The 15796-nt window shown below is 65.3% G+C and carries 17 protein-coding genes; 12 read left to right on the top strand and 5 right to left on the bottom strand.

From position 1 onward, the window contains the following. The gene (gene aroB / locus FCT00_RS12590) at positions 1-1110 is read left to right on the top strand and encodes a 3-dehydroquinate synthase (RefSeq protein WP_138423261.1); all 1110 of its coding nucleotides are present in this window, start codon (positions 1-3) and stop codon (positions 1108-1110) included. Here aroB and FCT00_RS12585 read toward each other — a convergent pair. Continuing rightward, the gene (locus FCT00_RS12585) at positions 1107-2165 is read right to left on the bottom strand and encodes a site-2 protease family protein (protein ID WP_138423260.1); all 1059 of its coding nucleotides are present in this window, start codon (positions 2163-2165) and stop codon (positions 1107-1109) included. The genes aroB and FCT00_RS12585 overlap by 4 nt on opposite strands. A 66-nt stretch (positions 2166-2231) precedes the next feature. Further along, positions 2232-2720, bottom strand: a complete 489-nt coding sequence (ssb, locus tag FCT00_RS12580; RefSeq protein ID WP_138423259.1) for a single-stranded DNA-binding protein — start codon at positions 2718-2720, stop codon at positions 2232-2234. A 180-nt stretch (positions 2721-2900) separates the two neighbouring features. Between ssb and FCT00_RS12575 the strand changes: the two genes are divergently transcribed. Further along, the gene (locus FCT00_RS12575; RefSeq protein ID WP_008328943.1) at positions 2901-3470 is read left to right on the top strand and encodes a lytic transglycosylase domain-containing protein; all 570 of its coding nucleotides are present in this window, start codon (positions 2901-2903) and stop codon (positions 3468-3470) included. A 1-nt stretch (position 3471) separates the two neighbouring features. Here FCT00_RS12575 and FCT00_RS12570 read toward each other — a convergent pair whose 3' ends face one another. The 3 genes from FCT00_RS12570 to miaA form a co-directional block, all read right to left on the bottom strand. Further along, a complete protein-coding gene (locus tag FCT00_RS12570) occupies positions 3472-3999 on the bottom strand; it encodes a GFA family protein (RefSeq protein ID WP_138423258.1) in 528 nt (175 codons plus the stop codon). Between the two features lie 147 nt (positions 4000-4146). Then, the gene (locus FCT00_RS12565) at positions 4147-4953 is read right to left on the bottom strand and encodes a helix-turn-helix domain-containing protein (protein WP_008328941.1); all 807 of its coding nucleotides are present in this window, start codon (positions 4951-4953) and stop codon (positions 4147-4149) included. Positions 4954-5172: 219 nt separating this feature from the next. Beyond that, on the bottom strand, positions 5173-6066 hold the full coding sequence (gene miaA / locus FCT00_RS12560; RefSeq protein ID WP_138423257.1) for a tRNA (adenosine(37)-N6)-dimethylallyltransferase MiaA: 894 nt from the start codon (positions 6064-6066) through the stop codon (positions 5173-5175). A 106-nt stretch (positions 6067-6172) separates the two neighbouring features. On the opposite strand from miaA, the gene pyrH reads away from it, so the two are divergent. From pyrH to fabZ, 10 genes are all read left to right on the top strand, one after another. Continuing rightward, on the top strand, positions 6173-6937 hold the full coding sequence (gene pyrH / locus FCT00_RS12555; RefSeq protein ID WP_008328939.1) for a UMP kinase: 765 nt from the start codon (positions 6173-6175) through the stop codon (positions 6935-6937). A 106-nt stretch (positions 6938-7043) separates the two neighbouring features. Next, entirely contained in the window at positions 7044-7610 is a 567-nt protein-coding gene (gene frr / locus FCT00_RS12550; RefSeq protein WP_008328938.1) for a ribosome recycling factor, read from the top strand. A 107-nt stretch (positions 7611-7717) separates the two neighbouring features. Then, on the top strand, positions 7718-8395 hold the full coding sequence (gene uppS / locus FCT00_RS12545; protein ID WP_235889048.1) for a polyprenyl diphosphate synthase: 678 nt from the start codon (positions 7718-7720) through the stop codon (positions 8393-8395). Next, complete coding sequence (locus tag FCT00_RS12540) at positions 8388-9248, top strand: phosphatidate cytidylyltransferase (RefSeq protein WP_138423255.1); 861 nt, start codon at positions 8388-8390, stop codon at positions 9246-9248. Before uppS ends, FCT00_RS12540 begins: the two co-directional genes overlap by 8 nt. Beyond that, positions 9245-10444 (top strand): 1-deoxy-D-xylulose-5-phosphate reductoisomerase, encoded by a 1200-nt coding sequence (dxr, locus tag FCT00_RS12535; RefSeq protein ID WP_138423254.1) that lies wholly within the window; start codon positions 9245-9247, stop codon positions 10442-10444. Before FCT00_RS12540 ends, dxr begins: the two co-directional genes overlap by 4 nt. Beyond that, positions 10435-11772 carry an RIP metalloprotease RseP gene (gene rseP / locus FCT00_RS12530; RefSeq protein WP_138423253.1) on the top strand — a complete coding sequence of 446 codons (1338 nt, stop codon included), beginning with the start codon at positions 10435-10437 and terminating at the stop codon, positions 11770-11772. The genes dxr and rseP overlap by 10 nt, the downstream gene beginning before the upstream one ends. A 132-nt stretch (positions 11773-11904) precedes the next feature. Next, positions 11905-12036, top strand: a complete 132-nt coding sequence (locus FCT00_RS21760; protein WP_008328933.1) for a hypothetical protein — start codon at positions 11905-11907, stop codon at positions 12034-12036. A gap of 157 nt (positions 12037-12193) precedes the next feature. Next, positions 12194-14539 carry an outer membrane protein assembly factor BamA gene (bamA, locus tag FCT00_RS12525; protein WP_138423252.1) on the top strand — a complete coding sequence of 782 codons (2346 nt, stop codon included), beginning with the start codon at positions 12194-12196 and terminating at the stop codon, positions 14537-14539. A 28-nt stretch (positions 14540-14567) separates the two neighbouring features. Beyond that, positions 14568-15155, top strand: a complete 588-nt coding sequence (locus FCT00_RS12520) for an OmpH family outer membrane protein (RefSeq protein ID WP_138423251.1) — start codon at positions 14568-14570, stop codon at positions 15153-15155. Positions 15156-15230: 75 nt separating this feature from the next. Further along, on the top strand, positions 15231-15698 hold the full coding sequence (fabZ, locus tag FCT00_RS12515; protein WP_138423250.1) for a 3-hydroxyacyl-ACP dehydratase FabZ: 468 nt from the start codon (positions 15231-15233) through the stop codon (positions 15696-15698). The last annotated feature ends 98 nt before the right edge of the window (positions 15699-15796 follow it).

Here is a 15796-nt window from a genome sequence, read left to right as displayed (position 1 = left end):
ATGGAAACGGTTCACGTCGCGCTTGGCGATCGCTCTTATGACGTGCGGATCGGGCCGGGGCTGCTGTCTCAAGCGGGCGCGCGGATCGCGCCTCTTCTGAACCGCCCGCGCGTGTCCATCGTGACAGAGGAGCGGGTCGCGGGGCTGCATCTGGCATCGTTGCAGGCGGCGCTGAAGGCCGAGGGGATCGAGAGCGTGGCGTTGATCCTGCCCGCGGGCGAGGCCACGAAAAGCTGGGCGCATCTCACCGAAACCGTCGAGTGGCTGCTTTCCCAGCGGGTCGAGCGCAAGGATGTGGTCGTGGCTTTCGGCGGCGGCGTGATCGGCGATCTGGCGGGCTTCGCGGCGGCGGTCCTGCGCCGGGGCGTGCGGTTCGTGCAGATGCCCACCACCCTTCTGGCGCAGGTGGACAGTTCGGTCGGCGGCAAGACCGGGATCAATTCGCCGCACGGCAAGAACCTTGTGGGGGCCTTCCACCAGCCCTCGCTCGTGCTGGCCGATATCGACGTGCTGGGCACGCTGTCGGAGCGGGACTTTCTGGCGGGCTACGGCGAGGTGGTGAAATACGGCGGCCTCGGGTCGCTCGACTTCTTCGAATGGCTCGAAGCGAACGCGCCTGCGATGGCGGCGGGCGACATCGCGCTCAGGACCGAGGCGGTGCGCCGGTCGGTCCAAATGAAGGCCGACATCGTGGCGCGGGACGAAACCGAGCAGGGCGACCGGGCGTTGTTGAACCTCGGCCATACCTTCGGTCATGCGCTCGAGGCCGCGACGGGCTATTCCGACCGCCTTCTGCATGGCGAGGGGGTGGCCATCGGCTGTGCGCTGGCGTTCGAGACCTCGGCGCGGATGGGCTGGATGAGCCAGGAGGCGCCGAGCCGTTTTCGTGAGCATCTGTCGGCCATGGGTATGAAGCGCGACCTGCGCGACATTCCGGGCGACTTGCCGGATGCCGAGGGTCTGATCGACCTCATGCGGCAGGACAAGAAGGTCGAGGCGGGCACGATCAAGTTCATCATGGCGCGCGGGATCGGTGAGGCCTTCGTCACGGATGAAGTCGACCTCGACCTCGTGCGCACGATCCTGTCCGAGGCGCTTTCGGCCCGTTAACGCCCGAGCCGGTCCATCACGGTCCGGTGGCTGATATAGCCCGCGACCTCGCCGGTCGCATCCGTCACCGCGACCGCCGGGGCGCTGTTGAGCAGGCGCAGAACATGGGCGAGCGGCGTGGCGTCCTGCACCACGGGCACGTTCGTGGCCATCACCCGTGTGATCGGCGCCTGTGCACCCAGCGTGTGATACTGATCGTCCAGTTGCTTGCGCGCGAGCAGTCCGGTGATGCGGCGGCTCGCGCTGTCGACCACGGGAAATTCCGCTACACGCTCCCGGTCGAACGCTTCGCGCGCCTGTTCCAGTGTCAGCGAGGTGCCGAGCGCCTTGAACCCGGTGGCCATGACGTTGCCTGCGGTTTCGGTCTTCGCCATCGCGCGCAGGCGCACGTCGCGTGCTTCGGCACGGGCGGCCATGAAGATGAACACGGCGATGAGCGGATAGATGAAGCTGCCGATATAGAAGCCGTAGATGCCGAACCCCACGGCGAGCACCTGACCGACACCCGCCGCGATCCGCGTGGCCTTCACCCTGTCGGTGACCATGGCGAGGGTCGCGCGCAACACGCGGCCACCATCCATCGGGAAGGCCGGGATCATGTTGAACGCGGCGAGGATCAGGTTCAGCGTGGCCAGTTCGCGCGGCAGATCGGCGAAGGTCATGCCGCCGGTGAGGGGGGCCGCCTCGAAACTCAGCCCGGCGGTGATCCAGAGGACGAAGAAGATCACCACGTTCACGGCAGGCCCGGCGAGGGCGACGAGCACCTCTTGCCCCGGCTTTTCCGGGATACGCATGAGGCGCGCGACCCCACCGATGGGCAAGAGCGTGATGTCCGGCGTCGGAATGCCGAACCGCCGCGCGGTCAGGGCATGGCCGTATTCATGCGCGATGACGCAGGCAAACAGCGCGAGCACATAGGCCACATTGACCAGCGCCGCGTCCAGCCCGCCGAACGAATAGGCGCTGCCGCCGACATAGGCGAGCAGGATCAGAAAGGTCGCGTGGACGCGAAGTTCGGAGCCGAGCAGGCGGCCGATGGGAAAAGACCAGCGCATGTGTCAGAGATAGGACCGGGCAGGGGATGTGAGAAGGGGCGCCCGATGCGCCCCTGTCGTCGATCCTTAGAACGGGATCTCGTCGTCGAAGCTGCCGCCGCCCGACGCCGGGCCGGAGGGGCCGCTGTCATAGCCGCCGCGATCGTCGTAGCCGGAGCCCGAGGACGAGCCGCCACCGTAGGTGCCGCCACCCGAGTCGCCGCCGCGCGAATCGAGGAGCGTCAGTTCACCGCGATAGGGGCGCAGCACCACTTCAGTTGAATACCGATCCTGACCCGACTGGTCCTGCCATTTGCGGGTTTCGAGTTGGCCTTCGATATAGACCTTCGAGCCTTTGCGCAGATATTGCTCGGCAATCCGGCCCAGAGGCTCGGAAAAGATCGCGACCGAATGCCATTCGGTGCGTTCGCGGCGTTCGCCCGTGTTGCGGTCTTTCCAGTTCTCCGACGTCGCGATGCGCAGGTTCACGACCTTCCCGCCATTCTGGAACGTCCGCACCTCCGGGTCGCGCCCGAGGTTGCCGACGATGATCACCTTGTTGACGGACCCAGCCATGAGCACCTCCCGAATCTGTAAAACTTGCTTCAAATCGTTACATCACCCGTGCCCGGTGAAGGAAAGGTTAAAATCCCCGGAACCGGGACGGCGGAGGCCCGCTGCCGGTCCGGGTGCGCGAGGCTGGCGAGTCACCGCAATTGACGGTATAGTCCGGTCAAAATGGAGAGCTGGGCGGTGATGAAGGGACTACTCGCAGGTGCGGTGGCGTTGTCGGTCGCGGTGGGCGCGCCGGTTGCGGCACAGACGTTTTCCTCGTCGAACGGACAACGCAGTTTCGAGAACGCCTTGAAGGTTCTCGACGGGCGGGCGCGTGAGCAATACGCAGGCTCGACCCGGTATCAGCCGCGCCCGAAAGAGCATGTTCCGGCGTTTCGCGGCAGCTACAAGGGCGAGTATCTGGCCCATGCCAAGGCGGCGGCGGCCAAGCACGGCATTCCCGAAGACCTGTTCCTGCGGCTCGTCCAGCAGGAATCGGGCTGGAACCCGTCGGCCAAATCCCATGCGGGCGCCATCGGTCTTGCGCAATTGATGCCCGAAACCGCGTCGCTCCTGGGGGTGGACCCGGACGACCCGCTTCAGAACCTCGACGGCGGGGCGCGGTATCTCGCCCAGCAATACAAGGCGTTCAAGTCGTGGAAGCTGGCGCTCGCGGCCTATAACGCGGGGCCGGAGGCGGTGACGAAATACAACGGTGTCCCGCCCTACAAGGAAACCGAAGGATACGTGAAAGCGATCCTCGGCGGCTGAGTCAGATGTCGCGGGCGACGAACCCCATGTGATCGGTCTCGAACCCGCTGCGCCAGATCGCGTGCCAACGTCTGAACAACATGCGCCGGGAATAACCCGGATAGGTGCGCACGCCGTCGGCGTGTTGGCCAGCTTCGACCCGATCCTTTGCATAGACCCTGAGTTCCGGGTCCGGGCGCGCTTGTTCCGGCACACGGTCCGCAAAAACCCCGACCCAGGGCCGCCCCTTGCGATCAAGATACATCGGCGTGCCACAGCAGGTGGCGATGACCCGGTCGGTCGGGCTTTTCGGGTCGAGCTTATGTGCGGCGAGCTTGTCGGAGCCGGACCGGCAGGTGAGCCGGTCCTTGCGCCACAGCACGTGGAACGTCCCGCCCTCGGAGTCGGCCACCGGCGCATTGAACCGACGCTCGAAGATCATCGCGGCGGTCTGACATTCGGCACAGTGGCAGATGGTCGCCCCGGACGGGCGACCGGACGCGCTCAGGCGCACCGTTCCACAACGGCAAGTGATGTCCTGACTGTCCATGGTGTCCAACCTCTCGTGAATACGAGACGCGCGGTTTCACTAAAAGTCAATTTATAATCGCCGAGAGTCTCATTTAGAGACGCCGGTTGGACTCAAGTCACCATTTGGACGGGGGGCTCGTCAAGTGACCAATGGGTCACAAGACGATCAGGCGCCGCGCCGGAACTGCGACGGGGTGCGCCCCGTGTGATTCTGGAACGCCCGCGTGAAATAGGCCGCCGAGGCGAAGCCGAGCGACGACGCGATGTCCTTGATCGGCATATGCGTTTCGGTCAGCAAGCGCCGCGCCTCGTAATGCACACGGTCGGCAAGGATGGACGAGGCCGGACGCCCGCAGGCCTTGTTGCACACGCGGCTGAGGTGCGTGGGCGTCACGCCCAACTCCTTGGCATAGTCGCGGACGGTCTTGGCGGAATGGAATTCCTGTTCGACCAGCGCGGTATAGGCGGCGGCAAGGCGGGACGAGGCATCCTCGTCCGGCTCTTCGATGTCGAGCGCGCGCATCTGGCGTTCGATCCAGACCGACAGAAGGCCCGCGTGACACAGCATCGCGCGGTCCGAGGCAAGGTTGCCGCTTTCCAGTTCGGACTGAAGGTTCTCGATCAGCCGGTTCAGTTCGATATGCTGATCGGCTTCCTGAAGACGCAGGTGCACGGGGTCTTCGGGCAGGGAAAGCTCGTCTTCCACGCCGACCGGGAACACAACGATCATTCCGTGGACGGTCGAGTTCATCTCGAACCCGTGCATCGTGCCCGCAGGCACGTAAATCGCGTTGTGCGAGGTATAGCCGGAGGTTTTGCCGTTCACCGTGATGCGGCCCTGACCGCGGGTGAACCAGAGGAGAACAGGAGCGCCGTAGCTGCGCATCGCCTCGGTTCGCCACCGCCCGCCGCTTGCGAGGCGGGCCAGAGGGATGACACGGAAGGGAGAGCTCAGCGCGTTCAGTTGGTCCATTTTTTATTGGTTCTCCCTGTCTGTCCCCGTTCGAACGACCGACTTTTGTTCGATTCGTCCTACCGCCATGTCGCCCCCTCATCGCGGTCCTTCAGCGGTAGACGATTTACACAGACCTGTCGCCCCCGACTATCCACAGTCTGCGGGTTTTCCTGTGGATAACTCCGAGGCTTTTTGCCGCTGTCGCACAGGGGCCACATATTCGTGAACTAGCGGGAGTCAGGGTATCGTGACTTGCGTCCAGTCCGACATTCGCGACCGGAACCATGTGCGCTGACGCTTGGCATATTGCCGACTCGCGATGATCGCGGCGTCGCGTGCCGCGTCCAGCGTCATCTCGCCCTTCAGATGCGCGATCAGCTCGCGCGCGCCGATGGCCTTGGCCGAGGGCAGGTCGGGCGACCACGTGGTCAGATTGGCCTCGGCCTCCGCCAGCACCCCCGCAGACAGCATCGCGTCGAACCGCCGGGCGATCCGGTCGGCAAGCCAGTCGCGCGGGGCATTGAGGACGAGGGGCAGGGCGTCGGCCAGTGGCAGCAGGGGCGGGGGCGTGTCGTCCTGCCAGGCCGCCAGACCCTTGCCGGTGGTGCGCTGAACCTCCCACGCGCGGGCCACGCGGGCGGGGTTGCGGGTGTCGATCCGGGCGAGCGTCTCGGGGTCGATGTCGGACATGAGGGCGGCCACACCCTTGTTGGCCAGCAGCGCCTCGCCTTCGGCGCGCACTTCCGGCGGTGTGGCGGGAATTTCGGCGAGCCCTTCGGTCAGGGCCGAGAAATAAAGCCCGGTCCCGCCCACGATGATGGGCCGCTGCGGGCCGGACAAGAACGGCGCGACCTCGCGCAGCCAATGCCCGACCGAATAGAAGGTGTCGCCGGGCACGTGACCGTAAAGCCGGTGCGGCGCCACCTCTTCCTCCGAGATCGAGGGGCGCGCGGTCAGGATACGCCAGTTGGAAAAGACCTGAAGCGCGTCGGCATTGACGATCACGCCGCCCGCCGCGCGCGCGATCGCCAGTGCCAGCGCCGACTTGCCGCTCGCCGTCGGTCCGGCGATCAGAACCGGGCGGTCCGGCGGCAGATCATCGAGAAAGGGGGCCGCAAGCGCCTCTGCCATCACATGCTTTCTTCCCAGCCCCCGGTTTTTCGCGGATTGCGCCCGCCGGGGATTTCCGACATTTTGCGCGCGATCCATACATGACCCCCGAGGACGACGCAAAGACATGACCGAGGCCGTGACCAACGCCCCCGCCGACGCTCGCCAACCGAAATACAAACGGGTGATGCTGAAAATCTCAGGCGAGGCGTTGATGGGCGACGGGTCATACGGCCTGAACCCGCCCACCGTCGCGCGGATCGCGCAGGAGGTGAAGTCGGTTCACGACATGGGCGTCGAGATCTGCATGGTGATCGGCGGCGGCAACATCTTCCGGGGTCTCGCGGGCTCGGCACAGGGGATGGAGCGCACGACGGCGGATTACATGGGGATGCTCGCGACCGTGATGAACGCGCTCGCCATGCAGTCGGCATTGGAAGAGCTTGGCGTCTACACCCGTGTCATCAGCGCGATCCCGATGGATCAGGTCTGCGAGCCCTACATCCGCCGCCGCGCCGTGCGCCACCTCGAGAAAAAGCGGGTCTGCATTTTCGCCGCCGGCACCGGGAACCCCTATTTCACCACCGACACGGCCGCCACGCTGCGCGCCAACGAAATGGCCTGTGAAGCGATCTTCAAGGGCACCAAGGTGGACGGGGTCTATGACAAGGACCCCAAGAAGTTCGACGATGCCAAACGCTATGACGTGGTCAGCTATGACGAGGCGCTGGCGAAACGTCTGGGTGTCATGGATGCCTCGGCCATCGCGCTGGCCCGCGACAACAACATGCCGATCATCGTGTTCTCGCTGGACGAACCGGGCGGGTTCAAGGGCATTCTTGCCGGGCAGGGCACCTATACCACGGTCAAGAACGCCAAGCCTGCCGCCTGAGGTCGGGCCGGCAGACCCGAGGGCCCGCGTCTCTATACAGTGCGGCCCGATGAGAGTATATGAGCGCAAACAATGGACGCAGGTCCACGGTCAGGAGGATTGAGGCATGGCTGACGAAGAGCTTGAGATCGACATCGACGATCTGGAACGCCGTATGGAAGGCGCCATCGGGGCGCTGCGCACGGAACTCGCCTCGCTGCGCACGGGCCGTGCCTCGGCAGCGATGCTGGAGCCTGTCCACGTCGAAGCCTATGGTCAGCGCACGCCGATCAATCAGGTGGGCACCGTGAACGTGCCGGAGCCGCGCATGGTCACCATCAACGTGTGGGACAAGTCGCTGGTGAATGCGGTCGAAAAGGCGATCATGGAGTCGGGTCTGGGCATCAACCCGCAGACCAACGGCACCATCATCATGCTGCCGATCCCGGAACTGAACGAAGAGCGCCGCAAGGAACTGGCCCGCGTCGCCGCGCAATACGCCGAAAGCGCCCGTGTCGCTATCCGCAACGTGCGCCGCGACGGGATGGAACAGCTCAAGAAAGCGAAAGCCGCGGGCATGTCCGAGGACGACAACAAGATCTGGCACGACGAAGTGCAGGAACTGACCGACAAATACATCGGCAATGTCGACAAGACGCTCGAGACCAAGCAGGAAGAGATCATGCAGGTCTGACCTTTCGGTCTGACCGGCGCGTGTCACGCGTTGCCTGACGAGGGAGCCGCCCCGTGAACGAGCAAAGCCAGATCGGAACCGGCAAGGGCCTCCACGTCGCCATCATCATGGATGGCAACGGGCGTTGGGCCAAGGAGCGCGGTCGTCCGCGCCTGTTCGGCCACCATGCAGGCGCCAAACGCGCGCGCGAAGTGGTCGAGGCCTGCCCGGACCTTGGCGTGACGCATATCACGCTTTTCGCGTTTTCAACTGAGAACTGGAAGCGGACGCAGGCCGAAGTGGCGGGGCTTATGAGCCTGTTTCGCCGCTATATCAACAAGACCGCGCATGAGCTGAACGACGAGGGCGCCTGCGTGCGCTTCATCGGCGACCGCATCAAGCTGGACCCGAAGCTGCGCCGACTGATGGACGATCTGGAAGACCTGACCAAGGACAACGACCGGGTGCATGTCACGGTCGCGCTGAACTACGGCGGGCGGGACGAGGTGGCGCGCGCCACCCAGCGGCTGGCGCAGGACGTGAAGGCGGGCAAGCTGGACCCGGACATCATCGACGAGGAAACGCTACCCAAATACCTCGACACCTGCATGTTGCCCGACCCCGATCTGGTGATCCGCACGTCAGGCGAGGCGCGGGTGTCCAATTTCCTGCTCTGGCAGTCGGCCTATGCGGAGTACGAGTTCATCGACACGCTCTGGCCCGACTTCGACAGGGCGAAGTTCGCCGAGATCCTCGATCGGTTCGCCATGCGCGACCGGCGTTTCGGCGCGGTGAAGAATGGCTGACACGTCCGCATCCGCCTCCAAATGGTCCGATCTGTCGACGCGGGTGATTTCCGCGGGTGTGATCGTGCTGATCGCCCTCGGCGCGCTGTTCGGCGGGCCGTTGGCGTGGTCGATCTTCGTCGTGATCGTCTATGTGCTGATGCTGCGCGAGCTTGCGAAACTGTGCGAGGTCGAGATCCCGACCTTGCGCCGTTGGATCATCGCGCTTCTTCCGGTGGCGGTTCTCGCGATCACCTTCGTCCTGCCGCTGGCCGGGCCGGAACCTGACGGGGCCGAGGCGATCTGGACCGCCGTCACCTTTGGCGTCATGCGCGCGCTTCTCGTGGCTTTCGTGCCGCTCGCGGTCGGTCTGCTTCTGATCCGCGTGGGCCAACGGACGTGGCTCGCCTATGGTCTGCTCCTCGCCGTCGCCGCGCTATCGCTGATCTTCGGGCAACTCGTGGCCGGGCCGCGCGGTATCCTCGCCCTGATCGGGATCGTCGTGATTTCGGATATCTTGGGATATTTCGCCGGGCGAGCGTTCGGTGGGCCGAAGTTCTGGCCGCGCATCAGCCCGAAAAAGACGTGGTCCGGCACGGTGGCCGGATGGGTCGGCGCGGGGCTGTTCGGTGCGCTGGTCGGGCCGGGGCTTCTGGACGTTCACTGGGCGCTCTGCGCGCTTGGCGCCGTCGTGCTCGCCTTTGCCGGGCAGATGGGCGACATCGCGGAAAGCTGGCTCAAACGCCGGGCAGGGGTCAAGGACAGTTCGGCCCTGATCCCCGGTCATGGCGGTGTGCTCGACCGGCTCGACGCGCTGGTGGCGGTCGCCGCACTGGCCGGTGTGGCCGCGCTGGGGTTCGGGATTTTCCCATGACCCGGCGGGTGTCCATTTTCGGTGCGACCGGGTCCATCGGCTGTTCGACCATAGACCTGATCGAGCGCGACCCCGATGGGTTCGAGGTGGTCGCCCTGACCGGCGGGCGCAACGTCGATCTTCTGGCCCGGCAGGCCAAGGCGCTCGGCGCCGAAGTCGCGGTGACGGCACATGAGGAATGCCTCGCCGACCTGCGCGAGGCCCTGTCGGGCACCGGGATCGAAGTGGCTGCGGGCGAGGCCGCGCTGACCGACGCGGCGCGCCGTCCGGCCGATTGGGTCATGTCGGCCATCGTCGGCGCGGCCGGTCTGCCGCCGGGGCTGGCGGCGCTGGAACAAGGCGCGACCCTTGCGCTTGCGAACAAGGAAAGCCTCGTCACGGCGGGGCCTCTCATCCTCGGCACAGCGCGGGCTAACGGCGCGATCGTTCTGCCGGTGGACAGCGAACATTCGGCGGTGTTTCAGGCGCTGGTGGGCGAGGATATGGCCGCCGTCGAGCGGGTCATCATCACCGCTTCGGGCGGCGCGTTCCGCGACTGGCCCATCGACAAGCTTGCCTCGGCCACACTCGAAGAGGCGTCGAGCCACCCGAACTGGGACATGGGACAGCGCATCACCATCGATTCCGCCTCGATGTTCAACAAGGCGCTGGAACTGATCGAGACCCGCGAATTCTTCGGCGTGCGCCCCGACCAGATCGAGGTCATCGTTCATCCCCAAAGCCTGATCCACGCGCTTGTCGGCTTCAACGACGGGGCGCTCATGGCCCATGTCGGCCCGCCTGACATGCGCCACGCCATCGGATACGCGCTGAACTGGCCGGAGCGCAAACCGCTCCCGGTCGAGCGGCTGGACCTTGCTCGGATCGGCCAGCTTGAATTCCGCGCGCCCGAGGATGCCCGCTATCCGGCCCTGCGCCTTGCGCGCGAGGTGATGGAGGCCGGCGGCATGGCGGGTGCGGTGTTCAACGCCGCCAAGGAAACCGCGCTCGACGGCTTCATCGCGCACAGGCTCGGTTTCATGGATATGGCCGGGGTCGTCGAAGGGGTGCTCACGGAACTGTCGGGTGACACGGGCCTCATGTCTGCCGCATTTACTCTTGATAACGTGCGCGCGGCCGACCACATGGCCCGGATACGAGCAGAAGAGATAATATCAGGGGCGAAGACCCCGAAAAGGAGTGCCACGTGGACCTGACCGCGCTGATCCCGTCTTTCGGCAACCTCGCCTTCACCTTGATCGCCTTCATCATCGCGCTGACGATCATCGTCGCGATCCACGAATACGGCCATTACATCATCGGGCGTCTGTCCGGGATCAAGGCGGACGTGTTTTCCATCGGCATCGGGCCGGTGCTGGCGAAAAAGACCGACAAGCATGGGACGCAATGGCAGATCGCGGCGTTCCCCGTGGGCGGATACGTCAAGTTCCGAGGGGATGCGAACGCGGCTTCAGCGGGCGTGGACGAGGGGGCGATGGCCGGCCTGTCGGATGAAGAACGGCGACACACCATGCACGGCGCGCCGCTCTGGGCACGGGCGGCGACCGTCGCGGCGGGTCCGATCTTCAACTTCGTGCTGTCGGCCCTGATCTTCTTCGCGATGGCGTTCCACACCGGCATCGCCACCGACCCGCTGACCGTCGAAGAGGTCGCGCCGGTCTCGGGGCTCGAGGCGCTGGAGCCGGGCGACCAGATCCTGTCCATCGCGGGCGAGGAAACCCCGTCGCTGGACGAATTCGACGGATTCGTGTCGCGTCTGCCCAACGAAAGCCCGGTGGAATACGTGGTTCTGCGCGGCGGGCAGGAGGTGACGGTCGAGGCGCTGCATCCGTTCCCGCCCTACGTCCGCTCGGTCACACCGCAGTCGGCGGCATCGGACGCGGGGATTCGCGAAGGCGACCTGATCCTGACTGTCGACGGCGAACCCGTTTCGACCTTCGGTGACCTGCGCGCCATCGTGGGCGAGGGCGATGGCGCGGCCCTGACGCTTGGCATCGAACGCGACGGCGAAGCGATCAGCGTCGACCTGACCCCGCGCCGCGTCGACCTGCCGCTGCCCGAAGGCGGGTTCGAGACCCGCTGGCTGATCGGCATCGGAGGGGGTCTCGTGTTCGAGCCGGAAACCCGCGCGCCCTCCTTCGGCGAAGCCGTTTCGACGGGCGTGGGGCAGGTCGGTTACATCATCTCGTCCTCGCTGTCCGGACTGTGGCACATGATTACCGGGGCGATTTCGTCCTGTAACCTGCGCGGGCCCATCGGCATTGCCGAAACCTCGGGCGCGGCGGCGAGTCAGGGGCTCGACAGTTTCATCTGGTTCATCGCGGTGCTGTCCACCGCCGTGGGGCTTTTGAACCTGTTCCCGATCCCGGTGCTGGACGGCGGCCACCTCGTGTTCCACGCCTATGAGGCAGTGGCGGGCAAGCCCCCGTCGGACCGCGCGATGCGGGTTTTGCTCGCGGTCGGCCTTGCCCTGATCCTGTCGATCATGGTGCTTGGCGTGACGAACGATCTCTTCTGCCCATAGGCCCCGAGGGCCGCGCGCGCCCACCTGCGCCGTGCGGCCGGTCACAAATGCCCTAATCTTGCCGCAATTCGGATGTGGTCCCGCCCGAATCCCATGTGAGTTTCCCCTCCATAACGCTGGAGGTACGAGCGCATGGAACACATTCAACACAGCTACCGCGGGCTTCACCTTTTGATGGACCTGAACTGGGACCGTCTTCTCTATGTCGGCACGCTGGCGGCCGCCCTTGGCTGCGGGGCCTTGCTGGGCGCGTTCCTGCACTGATTTCACGGCGGGTCGCACCGCTCTGAAAACTTACACTTTTCGAACCTGTCGCAGGGCCGCCATAGCGCGGCCCTCAGTCGTTTGACTTGCTTTGACACCGCCCCCCAAACCCGCTAGTCACACTAGGGACTGGGATGTCTGAGCGGATGACAACAAGATGACGTATAACGAGCAGCGTGCCGCCCGAGCCAAGGGGCTGCGCCAATCCGTCTTTGCACCGGCTGCCACGGCGGTTTTCTTCGGGGTATCAGGGGCTTCGCTGATCGTGCCATCGGCGGCACTCGCGCAGTCCTACAATTTCTCCTCGGTGCAGATCGTCGGGACCGAAAAGATCGAAGCGGCGACGATCCTCGCCTACCTCGGATTCGGCAAGAACGAGACGGTCAGCGCGGCCCAACTCAACGACGCCTATCAGCGCCTTCAGGGTTCGGGCCTGTTCGACACGGTCAGGCTTCAGCCGAGCGGTCGCACGCTGGTCGTCCGTGTGCAGGAGCAGGCGTTCATCAGCCGCATCAATATCGAGGGCAACCGCCGCGAGGACGACGAGGATCTGATCGCGATCATCCAGTCGCGCCCGCGTCAGGTGTTCTCACCCGCCGTCGCCGAACGCGACGCGCAGGTCATCGCGGAATACTATGCCCAGAAGGGTCGCTTGGCCGCCGACGTGACGCCGCGCATCATCCGGCGCACCAATGGCCGCGTCGACCTCGTCTTCGAAGTGATCGAAGGCCGGGTGTCCGAGATCGAGCGTCTGTCCTTCTCCGGCAACCGCAGCTTCGCCGATTCCCGCCTGCGCCGTGTTCTGACGTCGAAACAGGCGGGCCTTCTGCGGGCCTTCGTCCAGTCCGACACCTATGACCCCGGCCGGATCGAGTTCGACAAACAGGTTCTGACGGATTTCTACAATTCGCGCGGCTTCGTCGATTTCCGGGCCGAAGCGGTCGCCGCCGAAGCGGGCAGCAGCCGCGACGGCTATCAGGTGACCTTCAAGATCACCGAGGGCCAGCAGTTCAGCGTCGGTCAGGTGAACACGATTTCCGAGGTCGACGGTGTCGACACCGCCGAATTCGAGCGCGCGGCGCGTCTGCGTCAGGGCGGCGTCTATAACCCGTCGGACGTGGACAACGCGATCGCGCGGATGGAGCGTCTGGCGGCCCAGAAGGGTCTGAACTTCATCACCGTCGAGCCGCGCATCGTGCGCAACGAACGCGAAGGCACGCTGGATGTGACGCTCGCCATCACCCGCGGGCCGCGCGTGATCGTCGAGCGGATCGACATTGAGGGCAACCAGACCACGCTCGACCGCGTGGTGCGCTCGGAATTCCGCACGGTCGAGGGCGACCCGTTCAATCCGCGCGAAATCCGTCGCGCCGCCGAACGTATCCGCGCCCTTGGCTATTTCGCGAATGTCGACGTGCAGGCGCGCGAAGGCTCGGCGTCGGACCGCGTCGTGGTCGACGTGGACGTGGAAGAGCAGGGCACCGGTTCCCTCTCCTTCGGCGCGTCCTATTCGACGGCCTCCGGTTTCGGTCTGAACGCGTCGTTCAGCGAATCGAACTTCCTGGGTCGCGGCCAGTACATCAGCGCCGAGTTCAACTGGGGCGTCGCCGTCCGCAACTACTCGTTCTCCTTCGCCGAACCCCGGCTTCTGGGCCGCGATCTCGAGCTTGGGATCAACGCGTTCTACTATGACACGCTGGCCTCGGCGAATGCGAACTACGACACCACCCGGCTGCTGGTGGAACCGTATCTCGAGTTCCCGATCAGCCCGTCGAGCCGCGTCGCGGTCAAGGCGGGCGTGCGCGGGTCCAACATCGCGAACGTCGATCCGGCCAGTTCCGCCGTGCTCATGGCCGAGGCCGGGCGCGGTTGGCAGATCGGCGGGCACGCGGGCCTGACCTACACCTTCGACTCGGCGATTTCCGGGCTCGACGATATGTCGCGCTTCTTCCTCGAAATCGACACCGAGGTCGGCGGTCTTGGGGCCGACAACCAATACCTGAAGGCGACGGCTCTGGCGCGGGCGCAGACCCGTATCATGAACGACGAGGTGACGCTGAGGGCCGAGGTCGAGGGCGGCGCGCTCTATTCCATCGGCGGCGCAGGGGCGCGTGTGACGGATCGCTTCACGCTGGGCCCGGAAAAGGTGCGGGGCTTCCGTTTCAACGGCACCGGCCCGCGTGACCTGACCGTCGCGAACACCGATGCGCTTGGCGGCAACTACTTCGTCGCGGCCCGCGTCGAGGCGCAGTTCCCGCTTGGTCTGCCCGAGGAATACGGGATCAGCGGCGGCGTCTTCGCCGATGTCGGTTCGCTCTGGGGCCTGGACAACACGCTGGGCGGCACCATCGACGACGCCTTCTACCTGCGGTCCTCGGTCGGTGCGTCGCTGTTCTGGGACACGCCCATCGGCCCGCTGCGGTTCAACTACTCGATCCCCGTCGTGAAACAGGGCTACGACCGCGAAGGCCGGTTCGAGGTGACGATCCAGACCCAGTTCTGATCAGGTTCGCGCCCCTTCGGAGGTTGCCATGCGTCTGATTGCCTTGATCCTGTCGCTCGTGACGGTCCTGTCCGTCGCGCCGCCCGTGCTGGCCCAGAATCTGGGTCAGCTGGTGTCGCCGATCCTGACTATCGACCGCGAGGCGCTGTTCGAGCAAAGCCGGTTCGGCCAGCGCGTTTCGTCCGATCTCGACGCGGAATCCGCGGCCCTGTCGGAGGAAACCCGCAAGATCGAGCAGGAGCTGGAGGCCGAAGAGCAGGCGCTGACGGATCAGCGCGACTCGATGACGGCGGAAGAATTCCGGGCGGCCGCCGATGCCTTCGATGCCCGCGTCGTCCAGTTGCGCAACGACCGCGACGCCGCGCAATCGGATTTCGTGCGGCGCTTCGAGACGGCGCAGCGGGATTTCTACAACCGGATCGGCCCGGCTCTTGGCCAGATCATGCAGCAGCGCGGGGCGGTCGTCCTGCTCGACAAGCGGTCGGTGCTGCTGGCCGCGAACGCCATCGACGTGACCGAAGAAGCGATCGCGCTGATCGACGAAACCTTCGGTGAAGGCTCGAACCTCGTCCCCGAAGCCCCCGCCGACCCGGACACGCCGGCCGCGCCCGAATAGCCCCGCGCCGCGCAAACCCTTGCGCCCGCGCCTGCCACGGGGCAAAAGGCGTGCCAGTATTCAAAGGATGTTCACATGACAGACGCGCCCCTTTCGGCTGATATCCACATGATCCAACGGTGCATTCCGCACCGCTACCCGTTCCTGCTGATCGACCGGGTCGAGGATATCGTGAAAAACGAAAGCGCCGTCGGGGTGAAGAACGTCACCTACAACGAGCCGCATTTTCAGGGACATTTTCCGCAGACGCCGATCATGCCCGGCGTGACCATCGTCGAGGCGATGGCCCAGACCTCGGCGGTGATGGTGTCGATGTCGCTCGACCTCGTCGACAAGGAACCGCTGGTTTACTTCATGGGGATCGACAAGGTGAAGTTCCGGCGCAAGGTGGTGCCGGGCGACGTGTTGAAGATGCACATCAAGACGATCCGCGGCGGGTCGAAGATCTGGAAATTCGAGGGTCGCGCCACGGTCGACGGCGAAGTGGCCTGTTCCGCCGAGTTCTCGGCCATGATCGACCTGAGCCAGTCTCCGTCAGCCTGATCTTCTGACCTGATCTTTCGAAATGTGTGCGCTTGAGCGCACGCAGCTTTTGCGCCGCCCCGGCTGTGCCGGGACATCGCGGTGGCAGCCGCCGTTGG

Origin of the sequence: Maritimibacter alexandrii, from assembly GCF_005871115.1 — a bacterium.
In the GTDB taxonomy this organism is placed as follows: Bacteria; Pseudomonadota; Alphaproteobacteria; order Rhodobacterales; family Rhodobacteraceae; genus Maritimibacter; species Maritimibacter alkaliphilus.
The sequence above is the reverse complement of the archived record's forward strand: the minus strand, read 5'-3'. Positions and strand labels throughout refer to the sequence as shown.

Bases quoted from the DNA above. Each gene is read 5' to 3' on its own strand.
- aroB (WP_138423261.1), top strand. From the start codon at position 1: ATGGAAACGGTTCACGTCGCGCTTGGCGATCGCTCTTATGACGTGCGG.
- FCT00_RS12585 (WP_138423260.1), bottom strand. From the start codon at position 2,165: ATGCGCTGGTCTTTTCCCATCGGCCGCCTGCTCGGCTCCGAACTTCGC.
- ssb (WP_138423259.1), bottom strand. From the start codon at position 2,720: ATGGCTGGGTCCGTCAACAAGGTGATCATCGTCGGCAACCTCGGGCGC.
- FCT00_RS12575 (WP_008328943.1), top strand. From the start codon at position 2,901: ATGAAGGGACTACTCGCAGGTGCGGTGGCGTTGTCGGTCGCGGTGGGC.
- FCT00_RS12570 (WP_138423258.1), bottom strand. From the start codon at position 3,999: ATGGACAGTCAGGACATCACTTGCCGTTGTGGAACGGTGCGCCTGAGC.
- FCT00_RS12565 (WP_008328941.1), bottom strand. From the start codon at position 4,953: ATGGACCAACTGAACGCGCTGAGCTCTCCCTTCCGTGTCATCCCTCTG.
- miaA (WP_138423257.1), bottom strand. From the start codon at position 6,066: ATGGCAGAGGCGCTTGCGGCCCCCTTTCTCGATGATCTGCCGCCGGAC.
- pyrH (WP_008328939.1), top strand. From the start codon at position 6,173: ATGACCGAGGCCGTGACCAACGCCCCCGCCGACGCTCGCCAACCGAAA.
- frr (WP_008328938.1), top strand. From the start codon at position 7,044: ATGGCTGACGAAGAGCTTGAGATCGACATCGACGATCTGGAACGCCGT.
- uppS (WP_235889048.1), top strand. From the start codon at position 7,718: ATGGATGGCAACGGGCGTTGGGCCAAGGAGCGCGGTCGTCCGCGCCTG.
- FCT00_RS12540 (WP_138423255.1), top strand. From the start codon at position 8,388: ATGGCTGACACGTCCGCATCCGCCTCCAAATGGTCCGATCTGTCGACG.
- dxr (WP_138423254.1), top strand. From the start codon at position 9,245: ATGACCCGGCGGGTGTCCATTTTCGGTGCGACCGGGTCCATCGGCTGT.
- FCT00_RS21760 (WP_008328933.1), top strand. From the start codon at position 11,905: ATGGAACACATTCAACACAGCTACCGCGGGCTTCACCTTTTGATGGAC.
- bamA (WP_138423252.1), top strand. From the start codon at position 12,194: ATGACGTATAACGAGCAGCGTGCCGCCCGAGCCAAGGGGCTGCGCCAA.
- FCT00_RS12520 (WP_138423251.1), top strand. From the start codon at position 14,568: ATGCGTCTGATTGCCTTGATCCTGTCGCTCGTGACGGTCCTGTCCGTC.
- fabZ (WP_138423250.1), top strand. From the start codon at position 15,231: ATGACAGACGCGCCCCTTTCGGCTGATATCCACATGATCCAACGGTGC.